This window comes from Flagellimonas marinaquae (genome assembly GCF_003992675.1).
Taxonomy (GTDB): Bacteria; Bacteroidota; Bacteroidia; order Flavobacteriales; family Flavobacteriaceae; genus Flagellimonas; species Flagellimonas marinaquae.
The window spans coordinates 1-18699 of the sequence record NZ_RZMZ01000017.1 but is presented as its reverse complement, the minus strand read 5'-3'; the positions used below and the strand labels follow the sequence as shown (position 1 = coordinate 18699).

Below are 18699 nucleotides of genomic sequence, written 5' to 3'. Positions count from 1 at the left end.
TACCAGTTAATGGCAAAACCCTATTTTTGATATTCAACATCCCTACCATGAGAAAAATACTTTCTGCCATACCAGGTCTATTCATTTTGGCATGTTCTACCCCCATCGAGCAGCCGCTGACCGGTATTTTAAAAGATTCCCCAAACATCACGGGCAAAGAAAGTTACTTGGAATCTCCCTATGTTACCGCGGGAGACCGAGTGTATATGGTAGGCCATCAAGATGGTAGCTTTCCGCCATTGGGCTGGCACATTAAGGGCGAGATGGGAGGTATCTGGAACCACCCCATCAAACTGATGGACGGCTTTGAAGTGGAACTGACTACCGAACAGGATACACTCCCTTTGGACAGTGCCTCAAGTTTTACCAACTATCCATTTGCGAATAAGCATACCTATTCTTTTGAAAATGAGGATTTGCTCATTGAACGGATTCAATTTGTTCCCGATGGTACACAGGGAATCTTTATACAGTTTATCCTAAAAAACTTGGGAGAGGAAAACTTTGAGGGGAAGCTCAGCTTTGTGGGGCACACCAACCTAAGGCCAACATGGCTGGGAGAACGCTCCAATATGATCGACTCCAAAGATTCAGGTTCTTCTGAAGAATCGTATTGGGTGGTGAAAGACAGCATCAATCCTTGGTACAATGTCTTTGGATCCGACCAAGCACCAGTTGATGCTGAAACCCTTTCCAATATTCGTAAACCCAATGGAACCTCCAACTCACTTACCTATCCGGTTACAATTCCTGCCAAATCGGAAACAGTTCTAAATTTTTCCGTAGCTGGGTCCTATCATTCAAAAGAGGAAGCCATTAGTACTTACCTTGATATTTTGACCAACCATCATGCCATGGCAGAGGAGAAAAAACTTCGCTATGAACAATTGACCCAACAGTCCAAACTGACCATTCCCGACAAACAATTACAAGAGACCTTTGAATGGCTCAAGTACAATTGCGATTGGTTGGTGCGCACCGTTCCTGAGATAGGCACGGGCATTGGTGCAGGGATTGCGGACTACCCATGGTGGTTTGGAGTGGACAGCGAATACGCCCTAAAGGGCTACATAGCCGTAGGCCAAGAAGATATTGTAGAGCAGACCATCCAGCTTTTGGACAGCGTTTCCATGGCGGTAAACGGCAATGGTCGGATTTTACATGAGATGTCCACCAATGGCGTTGTCTTTAACGAAGGCAACATCAACGAAACCCCTCAGTTTGCCTCCTTGATATGGGAAATTTACAAATGGAACGGTGATAAAGCTTTTTTGGAGAAGTACTTTCCAACCATACAAAAAGGACTAAAATGGCTCTTGGAAACCAATGATGCCGACAACAACTTGTTTCCTGATGGTTTTGGCATGATGGAAATTCATGGTTTGGACAGCGAAATGATCGATGTGGCCTCCTACACCCAGCGCGCTTTCTCCGATGCAGCCCTTATGGCCCTGGAACTTGACCAAGCTGAACTCTCCGAGCAATATCAGCAAGTTGCGGATGAATTAACAGAAAAAATCAACACCGAATTCTGGTCAGAGACTTTTTCATCCTACGCTGATTTTATCGGAACAGATGCACAGGCCCTCAGATTGATAGAAGATGCCTTGGTTAGAGCTGATACCTTGAACAAACCATGGGCCGTAGAGGAACTTGAGGCGACCAAGGAAGAAATTTTGAAAAATCCTTTCAACAAGGCAAGACCATTTGTGCTGTATCACAACTGGGTGGTCAATACACCCATGGAAATGGGAATCGCAGACAGCACCAAGGCGATTATGGCCTTGGACAACGCTAAAAAATTTACGAATCCCTTTGGTGTGTTCGTTACAGGAATCGACCGTGATGAGACCGCTGGGGAGGATGAAGGTTCTTTCCAAGGAAGCAAAGTGTTTTCCTATACCGGAGCAGTAATGACATTGCCCACCGGTGTCCAAGCCGTAGCCGAAAATAATTACGGTAGGCCAGATAAAGCTTTGGATTATTTAAAACGGATGTCCCGATCTTTTAGTTATGCGCTCCCAGGCAGTATTTACGAAGTTTCCCCAGATTATGGGATGATGACCCAAGCGTGGAACATTTATGCCTTTGCTGTTCCAATCGTCAACCAATTTTTCGGCATCAAGCCCATGGCGCACCAAAAAACAATAGTGATTGAGCCTCAACTGCCCAAAGAGTGGGACAACGCTGCCCTAGAAAATATTACGGTTGGGGATAACGTCATCTCGATATGGCACAGTCAAACCGAAAGCGGCCATCAAATCAAAATCACACAAACACAACCCGATTGGAAAATTGAAGTTGTGTTACCAGATGATGGTTACACCGCGAAAGAGGGCGATGCCCAAACCGAAAGCAAAAATGGCAAAACGGTATTTACCTTTACCGAAGCAACCATGGTTATTGGCAAAAACTAGGAAAATGGCAACTTACGAATCCCAAAAAAGATATCATTCTGTTGAGGAGGCTACGGCTAAAATGGAACATTATTGCGCCTACCAAGAACGCTGCCACAAAGAGGTCTTGGACAAATTGAAGTCCATGAACATGATTCCAGAGGCCATCGACCAGATTGTAGGCCATCTGATCCAAGAAAATTACCTGAACGAGGAACGATTTGCCAAGGCCTTTGCCCGGGGTAAATTCCAAATAAAAAAATGGGGATCGAACAGGATTGTGCGAGAACTCAAGTTTAGGGACATTTCCGCGTACAACATCAAAAGTGCCCTCGCAGAAATCCAGAACGAGGATTACCTAAAAACGTTTGATGAATTGGCCAAAAAACGGTTGGGACAGATCAAGGAGACCAATCGGTTCAAAAAAAAGAAAAAATTGGCCGATTATTTGCTCTATCGGGGTTGGGAAAGTCACTTGGTCTACGAAAAAGCGAACGAACTCGTCAAATAAGTTCAGTCTTGCAGCAATAGTTTTTGGGTCCGCTCCACAGCCTTTTCATTTTTCCAATCGATCCATTCCTGCCCTTTGATTTTGCGCATCAAATTATCAAAATGACGCATCACGAAGATGTTATAGATCGCCCTGCCCAGATTTTTGGGTTTTCTGGCAATCGCCCTAAGGCTCATGGAAAAACCTGGGGTCACATATTTCATATAATGCCAGTACCCTTCGGGTATATACAGTACATTTCCGTGTTCCAAACGCGTTACATGTCCCTTGGCATGTTGTAACGCGGGCCATTGTTCCAAATCTGGATTGGCAAAGTCAATGTCTTCTCTCGTAATCAAAGAGTGGGGCACCTTGTACAAAAACTTAGTTTCTTCCTGTGAAAAAAGGATGCACTCCTTCTTTCCTTCAAAATGAAAGTGAAAAATATTGGCTAAATCAATATCGTAGTGCATGAAGGTGTAGGAGTCCTCACCTCCAAAAAAGAGCATAGGCAGTCCTTTCATAAGCCGAAGCCCAAAATTGGGATAAGAAAAATCATTTTGCAGTTCGGGGACTTCCTTTAAAATATTCCAGAGAAATATCCGATATTTGGTTGGACCGCTTTTTAGAAGGTCGACGTAGTCCTCCATTTTCATTTTAGCATGAGGTTCGTTAAAGCCTTCATCGTGCTTCACCGGACGATCATCATACAATGGAACTTCCTTGTGGCCCGCAATTTCTTTCATGTAGTCCAAACTCCATTTAGAATAAGCTGGCCAATCCTCAATAAACCGTTCAATGACTACTGGTTTTTGAGGCTTGAAATATTTGTGGAGAAATTCTTCCTTGGAAAGGGTCTTCTCCCGAGGTATCTGGTCAAGATTCAGCTTCAAAATTTCAAGGAATTAATGAGAGCTAAATTACGAAAACGTTTTGAAATGGTAACGAAAACCTATCCTTGGGGACTAGCTTGCCTTTCTACTTGACCGCTTCATTCCCTTCAACCTTAGGTCCGGGTTATGACCGTTTGGGCTTTTGGTCTCCCATGGATTGTTGCGCCTATTTAAAATTATAACGCAGACCAAAAAGTACGTTACTCGGGGGCATTGGAACAAATCCTGACTCTATGTAATCTGCATCGAAAATATTACTTGCAGTAATCGTAAACTCTGCCTGCTTTACTTTGATCGCCAATGAAGCGTCCCAAACATTATAGGTTTGCCCAGTAGTACGCTCAGCATATTTGTAAATTATATTTTGACGTACGTTTTTGAACAATTGTGTACTCAATCGTGTGGTGTATTGGTGTTTTAGCGTATTTAAAGAGTAACGCGACAGTTCTTCGTTTTGATCCAAAATATTGTCATTCAAAAACGCATAACCAACGCTTAATGTTTGGATATAGTCCTTAAATTTAAAATTATAAGCAGCATCCAACTCCAATCCCTTGGTGTTTACCTCAGTAATGTTTGTTGCTACAAACACATCCTCGGTAACATCGTTTCTGATATAATCTATTAGATTATCAGCGTCTCTATTGAAAACAGCGATACTGGCATTAATTGTGGGCGTGGTATACTTTAAGCCCAATTCTTGTGCAAAGGCTTCTTCCGGTTCCAAATTGGCATTACCATTGGTAACAGGATCATTATAAAACAAATCCGTATAAGTGGGTATGCGGTAGGTGTAACCAATATTCCCATATACCTTAAAATTATTGGTAAGGCTATACCCTATATCCAAACCAGGAAAAGCGCGAAACTTAAAATCTGAAAAATAGGTTAATGCTACGCCGGGAGTAATATCCAACTTGTTATCTGCTACACTAAAGCGGTGCTCTAGAAACACGTTGGTCATGAACCGGTTTCGATTACCAAGGTTATTACTTCTTAAATAGATTTTAGAAAGTTCCACCCCAAAACCAGTAATTCCCAATTTAGAGGCATAAGAAGCATTGGTTTCCATGCCTATCTTATTGGAAATATGCATATTTCTGAAAAAACTGGGGTCGTTTCGTCTCAAGAGAAACAAGTCTTGATTACGTTTCCAATAGATTCTTGGCTGTATTTTTAAGTTGTTTTTCTTGAAGGTGGTAGAAAACGCCAAAAGACTGTTTTGGGTTTCTTCGTACTCGTTGAACGTAGGATTGGTGGTGTAAAAGTTTTCGGCTCCAAAATTGCGCTCCAAGAAAGAAGCTGTCATTACAATAGGCTGTGCATTTTTATTAAAAGTGCTTTTTAAAAAGTAATTGCCATTATCGTAATCTGAGTTATTTCTGTAACCTTCGGAGGTTACCCTTCCCACATGTATGATATGGGACGAGTTTTCCTTATCCACTCCCGCAGTAACGCTAGCATTTAATTGATCAAAAGAACCGGCTTCGACGTTTAAGGAAACGGAATTATTCAAGCTCTTTTTTGTGATGATGTTGATGGCTCCGGTAAAAGCGTTTTGTCCAAAAACCCGTGCAGCAGGGCCCTTAATGATTTCTATTCTTTCTATCACTTCTAATGGCAGAGCCGCGTTCATGGTATGGTGACCCGTTTGCGGGTCGTCCATTTTAACGCCATCTATCAATACTAAGGTTTGGTCAAAACCACCACCTCGTATGTACAAATCTGCTTGGCTACCCCCTGTACCGCGTCTTCTAATATCTACGCCCGCAACTTGTTGCAATAAGTCCGCCACATTGACCGCCGCACTATTTTTAATATGACTAGAGGTTATGATGTTTATCGTCCTAGAATTTTCCTTAAATGGAAGGTTGATCCGGTTTGCGGTTACTACGACTTCGCTTAAGGAATCCATCATGACAGCATCGTCTTCTTGGGCTTGTACTTGAAAAGCACCAACTAGTAGAATCGCAGAAAATAAAATTAACTTCTTCATTATTTGGGCGTGTAATGTAAGTTGTTCAATTAATGCTGCAAAAGTCCTAACTTTCCGGACGATTAAACTAGTCCGCTTTTAAAACAATGAATAGTCCGGTTTTTGATTTGTTGGTCCAGCTCGTATCCATAGACAAGTCTATTGTACAACCTGTTTATGTGCAAGTGGCACAGCAAATCATGAACGCCATACAAAGAGGCTATTTGGAAAAAGGCAGTAAATTGCCCGGCACAAGGGTTCTAAGTGAGTTATTGAACGTCCACCGCAATACGGCCGTGGCCATCTATGATGAACTGGCCTCGCAAGGATGGGTAAACATTATTCCCAATAAAGGAACTTTTGTGGTGGTTCCAGAAGGTTCCGAGGTGAAAATCAAAGCAAATACCCAGCACATCAATCAGGCCTACCAGTATCCAAAAAATCCAGGGTTCCCATTCCAACAATCCTTTAATCTAGCATCTACCAAAGAGGAGACCACGGCCAAATATTCCATAAATGATGGTAAGCCTGATTTAAGATTACATCCGGTGCACCAATTTTCTAGGTGGTATAGCGCTGCAATGAAACGAAAACCATTGATCAACAAATGGAATAGAACAAGTGCCTTGGTTCCTTCAGTTTTTAGCACGCAACTTTGCAACTACTTAAATGCCACTAGGGGCTTTCATATCAAACCAACCAATTTATTAAATACGCGCAGTACGGAAATGAGCCTATACATCGTTTCGCAGGTACTTATTAATCCGGGTGATTTGGTGCTGGTTGGACAACTGAGCAATTATGTGGCCAACATGATATTTCAACAAGCTGGAGCAAAAATAAAAACCGTGCCCATAGATGAGGAGGGATTGGATATTGGGTACATATACGAACATTTCATACCTGAGAACATTCGTTGTATTTATGTTTGCTCCAACAGGGACTACCCTACCACCACCACCTTAAGCACCAAAAGAAGACTGCAATTATTGGAATTGGCCAAAATCCATGGTTTTGCCATAATTGAGGACGATTTTGACCATGATTTTCAGTTTGAAGGGTCTTCCATGTTGCCCATGGCCAGTGCAGATGCCAATGGGAATATGATTTACTTGGGCAAACTGGGACAGTCTTTATTTCCGAGTTTCCATACTGGGTTTGTTGTAGCGCCAGAGCAGGTAGTTACCGAAGCCTATAATTACTTGCAATTATTAGATGCCCAGGGAGACCTGATACAGGAACAAATGCTTTCCGAATTGATATCCGAAGGTGAGATTTACCGACTCAAGAAAAAAAATATAGTAACCTACAAACAACGCAGAGATGCTTTATGCAGCTTATTAAAGCAGCACTTTGCCCATATCCTTGACTGGCAAGTACCTTCTGGAGGGCTTGCCATGTGGTTACAATTTAGAACTCCCATATCACTAGTAAAACTTGCCGAAAAAGCAGAGCAATTAGATTTATTCTTGCCTAAAACCATTCTCTATCAAGATAAAAATACCTGTGCCATCCGCTTTGGTTTTGGGCATTTAAACGAAGAGGAACTTAAAGTCGTAATAGAAAAGCTAAAACAAGCGTACCTTCAGTTGGTTGCTGCTTGAGTTAAAAGAGACCATTTAAAAATGGTCTTTCTAAACATTCAAATTTATCTATATTGCAAGGACGATAATTAATGACCAAAAACTTGAATACCACTGTGCTTCAAAAATTCCGCTCTTTGCGCTACCAAGATCTGGATTGGAAAACTGTTTTCTTCTTTTTGGTCGTGATATCGGTTTTTATTCGGTTTCCCTTCTTTTTTCGGGATTACGTGGACCGGGACGAGAGCACTTTCATTTTAATGGGACAATCTTGGGTTAACGGGCATTTGCCCTACACGCAGCTCTGGGACCTTAAGCCGCCCATTACCTTTTTATATTTTGCCATCATCATTAAAATTTTCGGGAAAAGTTTCTTTGCCATTCGCCTTTTTGGTTCGTTGCTGGTAGCACTTACCGCTTGGTTTACCTATGGTATTGCTTCAAAAATCACTTCCAAAAAAATCGCTTTTTGGGTAGCAGTATTCTGTGTTTTTTTTGAGAGTTTGTTCGGTAGCTTGCAGGGGGTTATGTCGGAACACATTTGCACCTTCTTTTTTGTGGCGGCGCTCTTTATCCTATTCACAAAAGAGGACTCCAAATGGTTTTTTACGGCCGGACTCTTATTGGGGCTGTCGGTTATGACCAAGCTCAATATGGCCTATCCCGTTTTAAGCTTGGGCATTTTTTACCAATGGGACGGGTTCCGTACCAAACGGCTTTGGATACATTTGAAATATCTCGTGTTTATGGGCATCGGTTTTGTGATGACGATTCTCTTTACGTTGCTCCCTTATTACCTACAAGGGATATCGGATGTTTGGTGGAAATCCATTTTTGAAGCACCATTGGCCTATTCTGAGGGAAAATTTCATTCGCCATGGAAAACATTGCCTTATGTTGGGACCATCGCCCTATTATTAAGTATAATTTACTTTTATAAGCTGGTGGATTGGAGATCAAAAGGAATACAGTTATTGACCGTAGTAGTAGTCGGTATTTTATTTTCCTATGTTCAAGCAGGAAAGGTGAACGGACACTATCTCATCCAATTATATCCGTTTATTTTGATTCCCTTGGGCATGGCCGTGAGCAAACTTCCCGCGATTCCCAAAAAGTTTAGCCCTATTGCTATCTTGCTCCTTATTTTGATTCCGATGGAATCCTATCTGGAGTACGGCAACATCATTTCCAATAAGTTGGAAAAGGGCTCCTTTTACAATGGAGAGGGTATAGATGTCCCAAAATACATTTTGGACCATAAACTGGAAACCGAAAATATTTTCTTTACCGAATATCATATTGGGTACTGGTTGCTGGATGAACTGCCTCCGACCTCGGCCTCTACCCACCCTAGCAATATTGCCCGTGAAGAATTGTTTCCCTACATGAACAATCCCAGCAAATCAGGTCTTGAGGAATTACGATACATCATGGAGGTCATCCAACCAAACTTGGTGGTTGCAAGAAAAGGGAAGCGGATTTTTTATGAGAAATTGGTCGAGTACAACACCTATATCGATGCTTACTTGGCCCAACATTATGAATTGAAAGCCACGATAGACCGTGGACTTATCTACCAACGATTAGAATGATTATAAAGCATCTGCAAAAATGGCAGAAGTTTCTGTTTTTCCTTACCTCTGTTGAAATTCTAGTCACAAATACTTTTATCTAGCCGGACGTGTAATAAAATTACATTTCATGCATTGATACTTTCTCGGTTCAAAGAAGGGAAACAATTTATAAAAGACATTGCTGCGCGAGTAATAAATCTCGGATTTGGTCGCCTTGCAATTTGGGCAGACGACGGGATTTCCAAATTCGTCCGTAGCGTAATTCCGAACCTCATCAAAAATTTCCTTGGCTCGTTCCCTATCAGTGGAATACACTTGCAACTTTACCCCACCAAGGGCCGCACTGATTAATGGGTCGGAATTAATGGTGGCCTCGTCCCTTAAAAATACGGGGATGCCTTCTGCTTCCAACTTTCCCTTAATGACCACGGCATCCGCTGGAAACTCAAATGTGCCCAATGTGTGAAACTCTGTTTTCATGCTTTCATATATTTTTTTTGAGCCAATCCAACATATTTTGCCCAAGCAATCCATTTATGGCCATTCCCAAATAATGGTTAGAGGAAAAGTCAATCGAAGTGATAACGTAACCGCCAGCTTTTTCAAAAACTTCTCCTCTGCACAAAAATAGCGTTTACGATGATTATACTGTATCTTGGTTGCTCTTAAACCTATGCCAAAAATGAGATTTACCCTTACTTTTTTCGCTCTAGTTGTTGGGCTAGTGATAAATGCCCAGACCAATTCCTATCAAATTTCTTTTAAAAATGCTGTTCACCACGAGGCTGTTATCCAGGCTACTTTTCCCAACTTAACAGAGGATACCGTGGAGTTTCGGATGAGCCGCACCTCTCCAGGTCGCTACGCACTCCATGAATTTGCTAAGAATGTGTATGATTTCAAAGCCACGGACAGCAAGGGCAAAGCCTTAAAAGTCACACGTCCCAATCCATACGCTTGGGAGGTCAGCGGGCACGATGGCACTATCAACATTAGCTACATTCTGTTTGCCAATCGTAGCGACGGTACTTATTCGCAGGTGGATGAAACCCATGCCCACCTGAACATTCCAGCAACGTTTATGTTCTCACCTCAATTAAGCGAACGGGGTATCGAAGTAACCTTTAACGTTCGTGAAGATTTGGATTGGAAGGTGGCCACCCAGCTCCCTTTGGTTTCTGGGACCACCTATACTGCTCCCAACCTTCAATATTTTATGGACAGTCCTACTGAAATCAGCAATTATATGGTTCGCTCTTTTGAGGTGGACGGACAAACGATTCGTCTGGCCCTGCATCATAACGGTACCAAAGCGGAAGCAGACGAATATTTTGAAAAAGTGAAAAAAGTTGTGCTGGCCGAGAAAGAGGTGTATGGCGAACTGCCCAATTTTGATTATGGAAGCTACACCTTTTTGGCTTGCTATATTCCCAATGCCTCTGGCGATGGGATGGAGCATCGAAATTCCACTATTTTAACGAGTACACGCAGCTTGGCCAATGGAGGCATGGAACGCAACATCGGTACCGTATCCCACGAGTTTTTCCATGCCTGGAACGTGGAGCGCATCCGACCAAAAACCTTGGAACCTTTCGATTTTGAAGAGGCCAATATGAGCGGTGCACTATGGTTTGCCGAGGGCTTTACCAGCTACTACACAGGCTTGATTTTATGCAGAGCAGGACTTTCCACACCGAAAGACTACGTGGAAGGATTGGCAGGAACCTTTAATTATGTTTGGAACTCCCCTGCCCGACAATTTTTTAATCCCATAGAAATGAGTTTCCAAGCGCCTTTTGTAGATGCTGCTACGTCTGTTGATCCAGTCAACCGTGAGAATATGTTCATTTCATACTACTCCTACGGAAGTGTTCTAGGTTTGGCATTGGATCTTTCGCTTCGCGAAAAAGGACTCAATTTGGATGATTATATGAAATTGGTTTGGAACAAATACGGAAAACCGGAAATTCCCTATACCATTCAAAATTTACATGATGCGTTGAATGCGTATGCAGGCAAAACTTTTGGCGACGATTTCTTCAATAAGTATATCTACAAAAGTGATATGCCCGACTACAAAAACTTAATGACCTCCGTTGGTGTGGTTTTGGAACAGCCTAAAGCCTCGCCTTATTTTGGGGCCTATGTTTCGATGAGTCCTGATAAATCGGGTTATATGATTCTCAGGAACACGAAAATCGAAAGTCCAGCGTACAAAGCCGGGTTGGACAATGGTGATTTGATTTTAAGCATCAATAACGAACCTTTTCTGGAAGAACAGTCGTTTGATGACTACTTGAAACAATTTGCTTTGGGCGAACCATTAGAGGTGAAATTCACCCGTTTTGGAGAAGAAAAAACCACCGAAATAACCTTGACCCCCAGTCCAGATTATGTCTTTAGTTTGATGGAAGATAAGGGTAAAAAACCATCCAAACAAGTGCTGGAACACCGAAAAGCTTGGCTCAAAGTGGAGTAAATGATGGTGTACAAGCAAGCGGAAACGGTAAAGGAACTGGAACAGATTCTGGACCTACAGCAGCGTAACCTCATCAAAAATATCAGCCAAGCGGAAAGCGAAAAAGAAGGATTTGTGACGGTGGAGCACTCTCTGGATGTCCTTAAGGCCATGAACGATATGTGCGGACACTTCATTGCCGTGGATGAGCAGGAAGTGGTGGGCTACGCCCTATGCATGCACCCCAAATTTGCGGATGCTATTGAAGTGCTTCGCCCCATGTTCCATGAGATTGACAAGGTTCTTGGAGGCAAAGACGATTACATGGTAATGGGTCAAATATGTGTGGCCAAAGGTCACCGGGGACAAGGTGTTTTTAGAAAGCTGTACCAAACCATGAAGAAGCAATTGCCGAATGGTTTTGATCAAATCATCACCGAAGTGGATGCCAAAAACAAGAGGTCATTGGCTGCACACAAAGCTGTAGGATTTAAGCCCCTGACCATCTATAGATCCAGTGAACGGGAATGGTGTGTTTTAATCTTAGCACGATAACGCGTAGCAACAATTAAAAAGGTCGGTTCAACTGCAATAATTCACCCCAGAGATGAGTTATACCAGTGAGGCCGTCTAAAAAGAGTAGTTTACCTGTCAGTTCTAGCGCCAGCCTGATAAAGTTCAACTATTACCGCTTTTTGAACAGCCTCTTTAAAAACCCTCAACCTTTATTTACGGAACGCTTAATCATCAGTCATACTCATTGGAATTAAAATGGGGTCAGGATTAACAGTATAGCGAATATGAAATTCATATTTTTAAAAAAGCGAAAGTTCTGGTTGCGGTTGATCGTCCTTTCCATCCTATTGCCAACATTGCTATTTGGGGCTTTGTTGCTTTATATCCACCGGGCACAAAAAGAAATTATTCAGGAAAATATCAATGCGCTCAATGAACAACACGAAGGGCGCATTTTGGTAGCGGATTCCAAATTATCGCTCTTCGGCAACTTTCCATATATCTCCATGAAGTTGTACGACCTTGAAGTTTATGAAACCAAAGCTGATAATGCACCGCTGATCATGGAGGTGGACCATCTGTATGTCGGTTTGAATCTTTGGGATATTGTTCAGGGAAACTATGACATTCAGTCACTTCGGGTCAAGGAGGGAACATTCCATATAGTGATACACCCCGATGGGACGAACAATCTTCAAAACGCGCTCCAAAGTACCAACGAAACCGAAGAAGCCGAGCCTATCAACATACACCTGAAAAAAATCAAACTGGAAAACTTGGACATCCATAAATTGGATGAAGCCACAAATATGGATATTGAAACCTTTATCCATAAGGCCGAAGGCGGTCTCAAATGGGGTGAAGATTTTATTACAGCCCATGTTGAAACCCAGTTCGTGCTAAATATATTCAACAATGGCAAAGCAACTTATATCCATCATAAGGATTTTGAGCTCAATACAGATATCTCCTTCGATGAAGAAACTGGCCTACTTCAAATAAAGCCTTCCAACATTACCATGGAGCACGGTGATTTTGAATTGACTGGTGCCTTTGAGACCAAAAACGACATGAACATCGACCTTAGGGTAAAGGGAACCAAACCCAATTTTGATATGCTCATCGCTTTTGCCCCGGACGACCTTATCCCCGTGCTGGAAAGTTATAAAAATCAAGGGAACATTTATTTTAATGGGACAGTGCAAGGACCCCTCAAGAATGGAAAGATGCCCTTTATTGAAGCTGAATTTGGTGCCAGCGAAGCCTTTCTTGAAAACACCAAGGAGCGAAAGCGCATCAATCAAATGGGGTTTAATGGGTATTTTACCAACGGGAAAGACCGTAGTTTAAAAACCATGAAATTCTCACTGGCCAATATGAATGCCAAATTAGAGTCCGGTAATTTTACGGGTTCCATTAGGGTCGAAAACTTCGAAGAACCTGAGGTGGACGTGCAATTGGATGTGGATTTTAATTTGGCGTTCATGACCAAGTTTTTAAACCTTACCGAAATTGAAAATGCTTCGGGGAATGTTTCACTAAAGATGAATTTTCACGACGTTATAGACCTGGACAATCCCGAAAGTGCGCTTAGCGACCTGAATCAGGCGTACTTCAGTGAGCTCAAAGTAACCAATTTAAGTATTGCGTCATCCAATATGCCGGCTCCCCTAAAACAACTTGATGTGCATCTTATTATGGAGGGCAAGCAAGCTACCTTGGACACCTTCAATCTTTCGATGGGCAATTCCGATCTTTCCATGACCGGATACATATCAGACCTTCCCGCCATTGTACATCATACAGAAACACCTGTGAAAGTGCATCTAGAGCTACAATCGAATAGAATCGACCTTGCCGAGTTGACGGGCTACTCCGCGACCGAAAACAAGGGCATCAATGAACAAATCACCGATCTAAGTGCCGGTTTTTCGTTTGTTGCATCGGCCAAAAACTTCACCGAAACCGAATATTTGCCCAAAGGCGAATTTTTTGTGGATAGCTTATATGCGGAACTCAAACACTATCCCCACCAATTCCACGATTTTCATGCTGACGTCCTCATCGATGACAAAGATTTGAAAATAATGGATTTTACAGGCTATATTGACGATTCTGACTTTCACTTCAACGGATTGGTCCACGATTACCGTTTTTGGATGAAGGACACGCTCAACGGCGACGTGGATCTTGATGTCACTTTGGCCTCGGACCTACTACGCCTCGAGGATTTATTTACCTACAATGGTGAAAACTATGTTCCTGAGGAATATCGCCATGAGGAATTTGAAAACTTGACCATGCATATCAATTCAAGCATGCATTACAAGGATTCCGCATTGCATTCCATTGACTTGGATGTGGATAGATTGGATACCAAAATGCACCTACATCCCATGCGCTTTCAGGATTTCAACGGTCGCATACATTACGAGGACGAACAGTTGGTCATCGAAAACCTGCACGGCCAAATTGGGAGGACAGTTTTTGAAGTGAACCTCAACTACTTTTTAGGTGAGGACCAAAGTATCCGAAAACATGACAATAGTTTAGCATTGAACGCGGACTATATCGATTATGATGAGCTTTTTAGCTTCAACACCACAGCTCCCACACCAAAAAACACCTCAGAAATCGATTCGAGCACGGTGCTGCAGCATGCAACAGCATTCAATATTTATGAATTGCCTTTTACCGATATGAAATTTGATGTCCGCGTGGGCCATTTTATCCGTAATCGAATCGATTTTAAAAATATCAACGCCAGTTTACGTACCACAAAAGACCACTTCGTGTATGTAGATACCTTGAGCATGGATGCCGCGGGTGGACAGTTCAATATGTCGGGTTACTTTAACGGCAGTGATCCAAAGCGTATTTATTTGAGTCCCAACCTAACCCTTCGCGACGTGGATTTGGATCAATTGTTATTCAAATTTGAAAACTTTGGTCAAGACCATCTGGTCTCAGAAAATTTGCATGGAAAAGTCTCTTCGCAAATCAATGGAAAAATAAGGGTTTATCCCGATTTGGTTCCCGATTTGGACGAATCGGAAATACACATGGAAGTTCAAGTACTTAACGGACGCTTGGTGAATTATAAACCCATGCTCATGCTATCCGATTATATGGGAGATAAAAACCTGAGAAATGTCCGGTTTGACACCCTTCAGAATCGTTTGGACATTACCAAAGGAAAGATGACCATCCCCGACATGACCATTGAATCCACTTTGGGACATATGGAACTTTCTGGCACCCAAGATATGGAACAGAATATGGAATATTACATTAGGATTCCATGGAAAACGGTGAAAAGGGCAGCGGTTTATAAACTGTTTGGCAATAAAAAAGATAAGGACTCCATTCCTACGGATGACAAAATCATTGAAGTGGACCCTACCAAGAAAATACGCTATCTCAACTTAAAAATCCACGGAAATATTGACGATTATAAAGTTTCCTTGGGGAAGGATAAGTAAAACTTATTCCGGCAATCTTTACGATGGCTCTCTAGATGCGAGCATCTCGCAAGTAATTAAACCCCTTTATTACAAAGAGCCTTATTAATCTAATCATTAAACCTCTTACTCATACTAAAGAACTAGTCACTCAGCAATGTCATTACAATAAAAATCAGAATAATTATAATTCCTAATATGGCAAGCATCTTTTTGGAGCCGTACAAGATCTCTATGATAATTTTTAGAATTTCTTCCACTTTCAGAGTTTTTAAAATGTATTCTTTATTTCTCCATTCTCATAGTTATCTTTCTTACTAAACTTTCCATCAGCCGTAAAGGAGAATTTTAGTCCATGTGCTTTACCATGCCTAATTTGACTTATTGATTTAAGAACCCCGTTTGAGTGAAATAAGATTCTATAACCATTTTCATCATCGTTGTATAACCTTAATGTTTTTAATAGACCATTATCATAGTGACTTGTCAAAATTTGTGCTTTGTCTCTACCATTTAATTGTTTGATGTATTTTGGGGTCAAACCTTTATTAAATTGAATCAACACCCCATCTTCAAAGTTGTTCTTGTAACTTTTAAAGCCTATAATTTTTCCATCTATATCAAATTGGACTTCCAACCCATTTTTTAAACCATTCAATAACATTACCTCACTTTCAATTGTTCCATCTATTCGATAAAAAGTGAGTTTTTCATCTCTTATTCTTCCAATTTTTGAAACAACGCCTTCATAGTCAAATTTCACTACACTATCAGTTAATTTACCTTGTTTCCAGAAACAGACCTCTCTTAGTGTCCCGTCAATGCGAAAGGTAGAGTCCAATCCATTCATCACTCCATTTGGGCCAACCGTATATTTCCGTTTTAAAACATTGTTTGGATGATATGTTTTAATTGTTTTTTCACTCTTATAATTACAACTAATTGCCATAATTAAAAAGAACAAACCTACTTTGATTGATGCTTTCATAACCACGTCCTTATTGTCTTAATGGATTGTCATATCTTCCAAAAATATAAAGTGTTTCTCCATATTGACTGCCATAATAAACATATTTGTAGTCCCATAGTGGAAATCTAGAATCCGAAACTTCTGTTTCTGTTGTATTAATCGTTGTTTTTTCATAAAGATTGAAATCAGTATAAATCATAATTACATCTTCTAGGGTCTCCGAATTTATCATAGTATAAAAATCTTGCCTAACATCATCCCATTTTATCATATTATCAATAGCCCTTGCATCACTTTCAAAATCTGATAAAATTATTTCCACAAGATCTCCAAAGATTGGAAGAGCTTTTAATCCTTCCATTTCAGCCCTGGTCATACTGCTTATAGCTGCGGCTGGAGAGATAGGGTGTGAGGCCATTTTGTTAGCTAGCTTAGTTGGTATTTTCAGCCTTTTAAGCAATTCCAATTGTTTGGTTCTACTCAAACCTTTAAAAGCTGAATAGAATGCTTTATATTTTATTTTGTAAAGTGCTGTAGGATCCTCCCCATATCCCGTTATGAAATTGAAATTATCCGTTTCAAAACTTAGCTTCATAACATCATCGGTTATGCTAACACCAAATAGTTGATATTTAGGTTTTTCAGAACTTAATTCGTCCTCCACAATTGCTGCTATCTCGCTAATCCGCTCCCTTCGTTTGGCATCAGCGGTTGAAATGGATTCTATTTCTTGGGGAGTTAAAGTGGAGTTAGCAACAATATCCCCTTCCTGTTTTAAACTTTCCAATTCGTCCTGTAATTCTTGCGGTAGGTTTTCCTTATTTGGAATTTGGTCTATTTGTTGCCCTATGGTTACCTCTAAATCATTGATCTGTGAGATGATTCCCTGCTGTTCATCAAAGCTTTCGGCCTCTGAAAGTTGTGCCAACAATTCTTCTTTTTGTGAGAACAATGCATTGAACAACTCCCCAATATCCTCAACAAATGCATCTAAGTCCCCAATATTTCCCCAAGTGGGGTCATAATGTGTTTCTACGATACCATCAATAAGTTCGTAATCCGTGTTTATCGTGATGTTTGTGAACCCAACCGCTATTTTGGTGTTCGCCAAGTAAGGCACAGTAATAAAGCCCTGTCCCGAAAACCTACCATTGTTGCCCTTTACCTCAACCACGGTAACCGGAAAATCCCCTGCCGTAAACACTTCGTTCACCCCAAGGTTCAACAAAGGCTCTTGGTTGCCGATCTCAATTTCGGGCGGGATGCCACAATTGTAATAGGCCATCTCTTCCTCGGTGGGCGTGGTAAACTCGTGGATGGGCGAGAACGAAATTCCGTCTCCACTACCTTCTCCCCCTTTGGGGGAGACCAAGAGGGGGCTACAATCCCCACCTACCCTAAACTCGTAAACGGTGCCGGGCTCCAAGTTGCGTATGATCGCTTCGTTCGTCCGCGACCACAGCCCAAACCAATCCCCGTCGCCATAGCCTTTTTTGCGGTACTGTACCCGATAGCGGAGCTGTTCGCCCATTTGCCAGGTAATCCGCACCGTTCGCGCGTTCTGCGCTTCCGACAGCACAAAGCGGGGCGGGTGGCAGTCGGCACGGTAGGTAAAATGGTACACCTCGCTCATCCCGCTGTTACGGAACAGGGAGGTCTCCGTAAAGCCGTCGCTCACAAAGGCGCGTACCTGCCAGCCGTAGGTCCTGCCCTCCAAAAGGGGCGTCTGTGCGGGACCGTAGTGCAGCGTGTTGGCAAAGGTGGTGGTCTGGTACAGTGGCGGTGCGGCAAAAAAACTGGCCTGCGGGTCCATGCCCGTGTCCCACAGTTCCTTTAGGGTGAACTCGTACTGTACCCCAGCGGCGTTGATGTGCCTTGGGGTCCAGTTGAAAATGAGGTTCTGCGGCTGCTGTGCCGTCACCACATCGCCGCGAAAGGGAACGTTGAGCAGGGGCGGGTCGTTGAGCTGTAGATAAATATTGGCGCAGCTATTATTGGAGATGCGCTGGCCCGAAAACTGGTCGTACACCTCAAAGCAGAAACGGTACTGCCCTTCGGGCAACTGCTGCCCGTACTGCTGCGGACTGATGCCGATCAAATTGTTCAGCTCAAAGTAGGGCCTAAGGTCGAAGTTGGACAACCGCAGGTTGACCCCACCATTGAGCACAATGGGCGCGGCGCCCGCCACAAAGTCCACCGTCCGAAAACTGATTCCGGGGCCTTCCACGTTCATCCGTAAGCGCACACGTCTACCGGATTCCATAGCATCGGTGAGCAATAGGTTCACAAAAAGCTTTTCACGGGTGCTGGTAGCGTAGTCGGACAACCGAAAACTGTAGGGCGGCAAAATTTGTGGGGTGACCTGTACGGGGAAGATCTGGGC

The 18699-nt window shown here is 42.4% G+C and carries 12 protein-coding genes; 7 read left to right on the top strand and 5 right to left on the bottom strand.

What is annotated here, in order from left to right; genetic code table 11:
- Positions 1-47 precede the first annotated feature (47 nt).
- Positions 48-2417 (top strand): alpha-L-rhamnosidase-related protein, encoded by a 2370-nt coding sequence (locus EO130_RS14995; protein WP_127142361.1) that lies wholly within the window; start codon positions 48-50, stop codon positions 2415-2417.
- Between the two features lie 4 nt (positions 2418-2421).
- On the top strand, positions 2422-2907 hold the full coding sequence (locus EO130_RS14990; RefSeq protein ID WP_127142359.1) for a regulatory protein RecX: 486 nt from the start codon (positions 2422-2424) through the stop codon (positions 2905-2907).
- A gap of 2 nt (positions 2908-2909) precedes the next feature.
- Here the strand turns inward: EO130_RS14990 and EO130_RS14985 are convergent, their stop codons facing one another.
- Together EO130_RS14985 and EO130_RS14980 are read right to left on the bottom strand one after the other, a co-directional pair.
- On the bottom strand, positions 2910-3779 hold the full coding sequence (locus tag EO130_RS14985; RefSeq protein ID WP_127142357.1) for a cupin-like domain-containing protein: 870 nt from the start codon (positions 3777-3779) through the stop codon (positions 2910-2912).
- 166 nt (positions 3780-3945) lie between these two features.
- On the bottom strand, positions 3946-5775 hold the full coding sequence (locus EO130_RS14980; protein ID WP_127142355.1) for a TonB-dependent receptor plug domain-containing protein: 1830 nt from the start codon (positions 5773-5775) through the stop codon (positions 3946-3948).
- Positions 5776-5861: 86 nt separating this feature from the next.
- Between EO130_RS14980 and EO130_RS14975 the strand changes: the two genes are divergently transcribed.
- Both EO130_RS14975 and EO130_RS14970 read left to right on the top strand, forming a co-directional pair.
- Positions 5862-7358 carry an aminotransferase-like domain-containing protein gene (locus tag EO130_RS14975; protein ID WP_127142353.1) on the top strand — a complete coding sequence of 499 codons (1497 nt, stop codon included), beginning with the start codon at positions 5862-5864 and terminating at the stop codon, positions 7356-7358.
- A 71-nt stretch (positions 7359-7429) separates the two neighbouring features.
- Positions 7430-8929 (top strand): ArnT family glycosyltransferase, encoded by a 1500-nt coding sequence (locus tag EO130_RS14970; RefSeq protein WP_127142351.1) that lies wholly within the window; start codon positions 7430-7432, stop codon positions 8927-8929.
- 75 nt (positions 8930-9004) lie between these two features.
- Here EO130_RS14970 and EO130_RS14965 read toward each other — a convergent pair whose 3' ends face one another.
- Complete coding sequence (locus EO130_RS14965) at positions 9005-9391, bottom strand: putative signal transducing protein (protein WP_127142349.1); 387 nt, start codon at positions 9389-9391, stop codon at positions 9005-9007.
- Between the two features lie 202 nt (positions 9392-9593).
- Here EO130_RS14965 and EO130_RS14960 point away from each other — a divergent pair, with 202 nt between their 5' ends.
- The 3 genes from EO130_RS14960 (at position 9594) to EO130_RS14950 (ending at position 15367) form a co-directional block, all read left to right on the top strand.
- Positions 9594-11390, top strand: coding sequence for a M61 family metallopeptidase (locus EO130_RS14960; protein WP_127142347.1), 1797 nt, complete (start codon positions 9594-9596; stop codon positions 11388-11390).
- Positions 11391-11924, top strand: a complete 534-nt coding sequence (locus tag EO130_RS14955) for a GNAT family N-acetyltransferase (RefSeq protein ID WP_127142345.1) — start codon at positions 11391-11393, stop codon at positions 11922-11924.
- A 245-nt stretch (positions 11925-12169) separates the two neighbouring features.
- Positions 12170-15367, top strand: a complete 3198-nt coding sequence (locus EO130_RS14950; RefSeq protein WP_127142344.1) for an AsmA-like C-terminal region-containing protein — start codon at positions 12170-12172, stop codon at positions 15365-15367.
- Between the two features lie 250 nt (positions 15368-15617).
- Here the strand turns inward: EO130_RS14950 and EO130_RS14945 are convergent, their stop codons facing one another.
- Both EO130_RS14945 and EO130_RS14940 read right to left on the bottom strand, forming a co-directional pair.
- Complete coding sequence (locus EO130_RS14945) at positions 15618-16334, bottom strand: toxin-antitoxin system YwqK family antitoxin (RefSeq protein ID WP_127142343.1); 717 nt, start codon at positions 16332-16334, stop codon at positions 15618-15620.
- Positions 16335-16344: 10 nt separating this feature from the next.
- Positions 16345-18699: fibronectin type III domain-containing protein (locus EO130_RS14940; protein WP_206513162.1), on the bottom strand; the 2355-nt coding region annotated here is incomplete at its 5' end.

Excerpts from the sequence above, each read along its gene's own strand:
- EO130_RS14995 (WP_127142361.1), top strand. The coding sequence starts at position 48 with ATGAGAAAAATACTTTCTGCCATACCAGGTCTATTCATTTTGGCATGT.
- EO130_RS14990 (WP_127142359.1), top strand. The coding sequence starts at position 2,422 with ATGGCAACTTACGAATCCCAAAAAAGATATCATTCTGTTGAGGAGGCT.
- EO130_RS14980 (WP_127142355.1), bottom strand. The coding sequence starts at position 5,775 with ATGAAGAAGTTAATTTTATTTTCTGCGATTCTACTAGTTGGTGCTTTT.
- EO130_RS14975 (WP_127142353.1), top strand. The coding sequence starts at position 5,862 with ATGAATAGTCCGGTTTTTGATTTGTTGGTCCAGCTCGTATCCATAGAC.
- EO130_RS14970 (WP_127142351.1), top strand. The coding sequence starts at position 7,430 with ATGACCAAAAACTTGAATACCACTGTGCTTCAAAAATTCCGCTCTTTG.
- EO130_RS14965 (WP_127142349.1), bottom strand. The coding sequence starts at position 9,391 with ATGAAAACAGAGTTTCACACATTGGGCACATTTGAGTTTCCAGCGGAT.
- EO130_RS14960 (WP_127142347.1), top strand. The coding sequence starts at position 9,594 with ATGAGATTTACCCTTACTTTTTTCGCTCTAGTTGTTGGGCTAGTGATA.
- EO130_RS14955 (WP_127142345.1), top strand. The coding sequence starts at position 11,391 with ATGATGGTGTACAAGCAAGCGGAAACGGTAAAGGAACTGGAACAGATT.
- EO130_RS14950 (WP_127142344.1), top strand. The coding sequence starts at position 12,170 with ATGAAATTCATATTTTTAAAAAAGCGAAAGTTCTGGTTGCGGTTGATC.
- EO130_RS14945 (WP_127142343.1), bottom strand. The coding sequence starts at position 16,334 with ATGAAAGCATCAATCAAAGTAGGTTTGTTCTTTTTAATTATGGCAATT.